Below are 5655 nucleotides of genomic sequence, written 5' to 3'. Positions count from 1 at the left end.
TGGCCGGCACCCGCACCACCGCGGCCGTCGCTGATGCGGTAGGTACCCGCGCTGTGCCACGCCATCCGGATGATGAACGGGCCGTAGTGACCGTAGTCGGCCGGCCACCAGGCCTGCGAGGTAGTCAGCACCGCCGCGATGTCCTGCTTCACGGCGGCGAGGTCGAGGGTCCGGAAGGCCTCGGCATAGGTGAACTCCCCGCCGAGGGGGTTGGCCATGGCGGGGTTCTTGGCGAGGATCTTCAGGTTGAGCCGGTTCGGCCACCAGCCGCGGTTTCCGCCGCCCTGGGTGGGGTGCGGGGCGCGCCCGTGCGCGACCGGGCAGCCACCGCCGTTCTCCGCGTTCGTGTTGTACACGACTGCGTCATGGTTCTCGGACATGGGACCCTCCGGGCATAGACGGATCAGGAGCGATCAGGAACGCGTGCGGTGGAACAGCCGGGGCGCCGGCCCCAGTAGATGGCCGCGGCCGTCGTTGATGGCCTCGTTGACGGCCTCGTCGATCGAGAAGCCGCGCAGGGATGACTCCACTGTCACAACTGTCACACTGTCACGGTCGGCGACTCGGAAGAGAAATCGAAAAATTCCGCAACTTTGATAGCCTCAATCTATGGCTAGTCCGCACCCGACCCTGGCCCAGCTGCGCGCCCTCGTCGGAGTGGCCGATCACCGGCACTTCGGCCGCGCCGCGGCGGCCCTGAACGTCAGCCAGCCGACGCTGTCCAGCGCGGTGGCGGCGCTCGAGCGCACCCTGGGCGTCCAGCTCGTGGAACGCACCACCCGCAGCGTCCTGCTCACCGGGCTCGGGGAGGAGATCGTCCGGCGGGCCCGGGGGATACTGGGTGCCGTCGACGACATCGGTGAACTGGCCATCCGGGCCCGGGAACCCCTGGTCGGTGACATCCGTCTTGGAGTCATCCCCACGGTGGCCCCCTACCTGCTCCCACAGCTGCTGCCGACGCTGCGGGAACGGTGGCCGCAGGCGCGGCTGCGGCTGCGGCTGCGGGAGTCTCAGACGGCCACCCTGCTGGCGGAGCTGCGCGGCGGTGCGCTCGATCTCGCGCTGCTCGCTCTGCCCACCGATGAGCCGGGGACAGCCGAGATCCCGCTGTACGACGAGGACTTTGTCCTCGTCACCCCCGCGGAGCACCCGCTGGCGGGTGGCGCCGCCGTGCCGGTCGCCGCCATCGGCGGGCAGGATCTGCTCCTGCTGGAGGACGGGCACTGCTTCCGGGCCCAGGCACTCGAGGTCTGCCGGGAGGCGGGGGCACGGGAGCGTTCCACCCTGCGTGCGGCGAGCCTGTCGACGATCGTCCAGATGGTCGCCGGTGGCCTGGGGCTGACCCTCGTCCCCGCCGCCGCTGTCGGAGTCGAGGTCGGCGAGGGGCGGGGCCTGGCCGTCGCCACGTTCCGTCGGCCCGCGCCGCACCGGTGCGTCGGCCTTGCCTACCGCTCGACCTCGGCCCGCGTGACGGACTGGAACCTGCTCGCCGCCGAGGTGCGGGCCGCCCTGCCGGGGACGGGTCTCGCCCTTGCCCCGGTGCCGGCCGCGGTGGTCTGACGCGCGCCCTCGGCGGGCTCCGGGGAATGCGGCAGGCCGGCCGCGAGCGCACGCCACTGTGCCACTGGCAGCGGATCCACTGGCAGCGGATCCGTCTCGGCGGGTTGCCGGCTGACAGCCGCGAGGATGTCATGCCATTCCTGCAGCGTGGTCACGATCGCGGGCTGGTTGCCGAGGTGCTCGGGGAGCCCCTGGGAGTGCGTTCAGCCGCGCGACCAGCCGGGGCAGAGCGGGATGCCGCGATGCCCGCACCGTCGCCCGGTTGTGGTTTCGTGCGGGCGGAGCTGGGTAGAAGGACTTTGGGTTCATTGTCCGTCAGCGGACAGGGCCAGGGTCCCGCCGGCTCGTCTTGATGAGGAAAACTGATTCGAGGGGATGGCGGGACCGCCGTGCTTCGCGGCCTCCACACCTGCCCGGGTGCTGTGTGCCCAGGCGGTGGCCGTCTCCGGGGAGGTCGCGCCGGTTGTTCACCGTTGCGGCGGTTGCGGAACAACCCCGAAGCAGTGGTCAGTGTTTCCCGCCGCGGCCGATTTACCCGCCGACGACCAGGGAGACGGCGATGGAAGTATTTGGCCGATAACAGCTGATTGTGTGGTCGAATCGAATGATGTCGAAATGATACTGACGGGTGGAGGAACCTCATGGCATTTCCGGTGCGAAGCAGCCAACGTCCGGTCCCGGTGATCAGGTGGGATCCGTTCCGGGAGATCGAGGACGCCTGGACCCGGATGGGAAGCCTGCTCGATGAGGTCGTCGGTGGCGCGGAAGGCCGACCGGTGGGACTGCTGGCCGCCACCGTCGTCCCGGTCGACATCGAGGAGACCGACGATGCCTACATCGTTGAACTCGAACTCCCCGGGGTGCGCGGCCGCGATGTCTCGATCGACCTGCGGGATAACGAGCTTCGGGTCACCGGTGAGACCAAGGAGCGGGAACGGAAGGGCGTGCTACGCCGCCAGACCCGCCGGGTGGGCAGGTTTGAACATCGCATCGTGCTGCCGGGCGAGGTGGACCCGGAGTCGGTCAGTGCGTCGCTGGACGACGGGGTGCTGACGATCCGGCTCGCCAAGTCCAGGAAGAGTCAGCCCAGGCACATCGAGGTCACCGGCGGCAGTGGCGGCGGCAGCTGACCCGGCGGCGGGGCCGCTGCCCGCGTGTCCGCTATCCCCGGCGGGGGCCGTGCCCGCCTGGCCGCGGTGCCGTGGTGAATCCTGAATCCTGAATCCTGAATCCTCCATAAAACTACACCGGACAACCGGGTGCGGGAAGTTGGGGTACTTGCAACTACACAATCCCTACCAGGATGATAGATTATCAAAATTCCCTCTGGATTCGCAACGGAATGGTCGTTAATGTTGCATCCGTTGTCTACGGAGGAGGGAAATGATCAACATCATTGGTGCGGGCTTCGGGCGCACCGGAACGCTTTCGCTCAAGTTGGCCCTCGAACAGCTCGGTTACGGCCCTTGTCATCACATGGACGAGGTCCTCGCGCACCGAGAGACCATTGCCGCATGGACGAGTGCCGCTGAAGGCGCTCCTGTGGACTGGGACTCGCTGTACGGCCAGTACAGATCGACAGTCGATTGGCCGGGCGCCCGGTTCTGGCGGGAGCTCGCCGACCACTACCCGTCGGCTCGAGTGATTCTTACGGTTCGCGACCCGGAAAAGTGGTATGACAGTGCGCGGAGCACGCTGTTCCAGGCGATATCGAACCGACCGGCGCGAATGAGCGCGGAAGCCATGCGCGTGATCACCATGATGAATCTGGTGGTGTGGGACGGTGTCTTCAAGGGGCGTTTCGCGGACAAGGACAACGCCCTACAGGTCTTCGCGGAGCACAATGCCGCGGTGCAACGCGAGATCTCAGCCGACCGTCTGTTGGTATTCGACGTCGCCCAGGGGTGGGGGCCCCTGTGCGACTTCCTCGGTGTGCCGGTTCCGGGGGAACAGTTCCCCCGGCTGAACAATAGAGAAGCCTACGCGGCGAAACACCGTGAACGTGTCGTCGCGGCCATGAGCGCGAGTGGTGTCCAGCCGTGAACCCGCCCAGCTCGGTGGCTGAGGCGGGGATTCCCGGCCCGGCGCGGTCCCGGGCACGTGCGCATCCCACGGCACCCGGAGCCGGCCGCCGGCGTGGAGGATCAGGAGCGGCGGGCGCGTAGCACCCGAGTGAGGACGTCCGGTCGCAGCAGGGCCGACGGCGGTTCGACCAGATTGATGATCCGCATGAACACCCGGGCCACCACCGGGTCGGTATGCGCGGCGGCGTGCACGTGGGGCAGATAGGCGTTGACCAGCCTGATCCGCGGGGTGCGCCGCCCTTGCACCTGTGGGTATCCAAGATCATTTCCGGTGGCCAGAGCCCAGGCCAGGTCGGCGGGAACGGCCGCGGCGGTGAAGAACCGCCGGGGCAGATCGGCGTCGGTGCGGGCGGCGGGTGGGCCGAGCGCGTCCGGCGTGTCCCGCAGGGCGTCCCGCAGCGCCAGCGCCTGCTGGGCCGCGACCGTCATCCCCTGGGCGTACAGCGGGTTGAGGCTGCACACCGCGTCCCCGAGGGCGACGAAGCCGGCGCTGGGCTCGCGCAGGCGTGCGTACGGGCGTCGCACCGATCCGCGAAAGCGATAGGGGGTCGGATCCCCGAGCGGCTCGGCGTCGGCGATGAGCCGGGCGATGTCGGGAGCGGGTAGGGTTGCCGCGAAACGGGCGAACCCGTCCGGGTCGGTGGGCGGATGCTCGCCGAGCATGCCGGCCAGGGTGACGATCCACCGATCGTCCTCCTGCGCGACGGCGCCACCGCCACGCAGCCCGGGGATCGTCGAGATGATAACCGCACGTTGGCCGTCGAGGTCGCTCGCGCGTCGCCGGTAGACGCGGGATGCGTAGCCGAGGTCGACGTCGACCTGCTCGCGCACGGGCACGGGCAGCCCGCGCGCGGCGAGCCAGTCCGCTGCCCGGGAGCCGCGGCCAGTCGCGTCGACGACCAGCTCCGCCTCGATGACCTCGCCGCCGTCGAGGTGCGCATCCGCAGGGCGTACCCCGTCGGGCCGGGTGCCGTTGGCTTGGGTGCCGTTGACTCGGGCGTCGTCCGGCCGCGGGCCACCGTCGAGGCGTTCGACCCGGACCCCGACGATCCGGCCGGGTTCGTCCGGACCGCCCGGGCCGGGCCGGCCCACCAGCCCAACGGCGCGTACCCGCTGCAGCAGGCGGACCTGGGAACGGGCGAGTACGGCCTCCCGCAGCACGCTCTCCAGCAGCGGCCGGCTCGCCAGCAGGGAGGTGAGCCCGGTGTCGGTGGGGTACAACCGCCGCCCGCGGACGTACCACCGGGTCTCGACGAGCATGTGGGCGCGAGGCGCGCCGTGGCCGGTCACGGTGTCGGTGAACCCGGGGAACAGCTCCTCCAGGCACAACCGGCCTCGTTCGGTGAGGGCGTGCAGATGGGATCCCTGCGCGACGCCGCGGCGAGTACCCTCGGTGGTGAGGTCGTCTCGTTCGATGATCGTCGCCCGGTCGAAGAACTCGGCCGTCACCCGGGCCGCGAGGAGCCCGGCCATCCCGGCGCCGAGGACGACGGCGTGCCCCCGGCTACCGCGGGGCGGCCGGGAGTCCGTCAGGGCCGCGGAAGTTGACGTTCGGCTTGTCCTGGGGGCTGTCGCTGAGCGGCTCCAGGCAGCTCCAGTTTCTCGACCCGCGTCAGCAGCGTGCGCAGCAGGTGTCACATGAACTCCCTCTTGCCCGGTCTCTCGCGCGGTTTTCGCGCGGTGCATGGAGCAGGTTCATGGAGCCAGAGCAGCCATGAGGTATTGGCGGCCCGCCGGATCGACTCGTGGGTTAATCTTCCCGGAATCCTGGGCGAGAACATCATAAAAATCCAAGGACTTCGTCGTGGGCGCCATAGCCTGTTCCCATCGATCGATGGGATGACGTAATGACTGGCCGTTGATATTGTCGAACCAGCTGTGGTGAAATAGAAAGTGAAATAGAAATGAGTCTGCACAGGTCGACGGGACCGGGCCAGGGGAGATTCCAGCATGGCGACCTCCGACACCATCGAGAACGCGCATAGCTTTGACGTATTCCAACACTGAGCCG

Annotated in this window: 6 protein-coding genes and 1 pseudogene; 3 read left to right on the top strand and 4 right to left on the bottom strand. The window is 68.8% G+C overall.

Annotated features, from left to right (window positions below; genetic code table 11):
* Together AC08ON_RS13050 and AC08ON_RS13045 are read right to left on the bottom strand one after the other, a co-directional pair.
* Window positions 1–380: pseudogene (locus AC08ON_RS13050) on the bottom strand (catalase/peroxidase HPI); the annotation flags it as partial.
* Between the two features lie 33 nt (window positions 381–413).
* Window positions 414–545 (bottom strand): hypothetical protein, encoded by a 132-nt coding sequence (locus AC08ON_RS13045; protein ID WP_476608189.1) that lies wholly within the window; start codon window positions 543–545, stop codon window positions 414–416.
* Window positions 546–609: 64 nt separating this feature from the next.
* On the opposite strand from AC08ON_RS13045, the gene AC08ON_RS13040 reads away from it, so the two are divergent.
* The 3 genes from AC08ON_RS13040 to AC08ON_RS13030 all read left to right on the top strand — a co-directional run bounded on the left by AC08ON_RS13040 (window position 610) and on the right by AC08ON_RS13030 (window position 3603).
* Window positions 610–1560, top strand: a complete 951-nt coding sequence (locus AC08ON_RS13040; RefSeq protein ID WP_476608190.1) for a LysR substrate-binding domain-containing protein — start codon at window positions 610–612, stop codon at window positions 1558–1560.
* Window positions 1561–2240: 680 nt separating this feature from the next.
* Window positions 2241–2690 carry an Hsp20/alpha crystallin family protein gene (locus AC08ON_RS13035; RefSeq protein ID WP_476608191.1) on the top strand — a complete coding sequence of 150 codons (450 nt, stop codon included), beginning with the start codon at window positions 2241–2243 and terminating at the stop codon, window positions 2688–2690.
* Between the two features lie 253 nt (window positions 2691–2943).
* Window positions 2944–3603 (top strand): sulfotransferase family protein, encoded by a 660-nt coding sequence (locus AC08ON_RS13030; protein WP_476609515.1) that lies wholly within the window; start codon window positions 2944–2946, stop codon window positions 3601–3603.
* Window positions 3604–3704: 101 nt separating this feature from the next.
* Here the strand turns inward: AC08ON_RS13030 and AC08ON_RS13025 are convergent, their stop codons facing one another.
* Entirely contained in the window at window positions 3705–5117 is a 1413-nt protein-coding gene (locus AC08ON_RS13025) for an FAD-dependent oxidoreductase (protein ID WP_476617061.1), read from the bottom strand.
* 222 nt (window positions 5118–5339) lie between these two features.
* Window positions 5340–5655, bottom strand: a 316-nt coding sequence (locus AC08ON_RS13020) for a hypothetical protein (protein ID WP_476617060.1), incomplete at its 5' end; no start/stop codon positions are given.

The organism is Frankia sp. CoWAU3 (assembly GCF_977971855.1).
The sequence above is the reverse complement of the archived record's forward strand: the minus strand, read 5'-3'. Positions and strand labels throughout refer to the sequence as shown.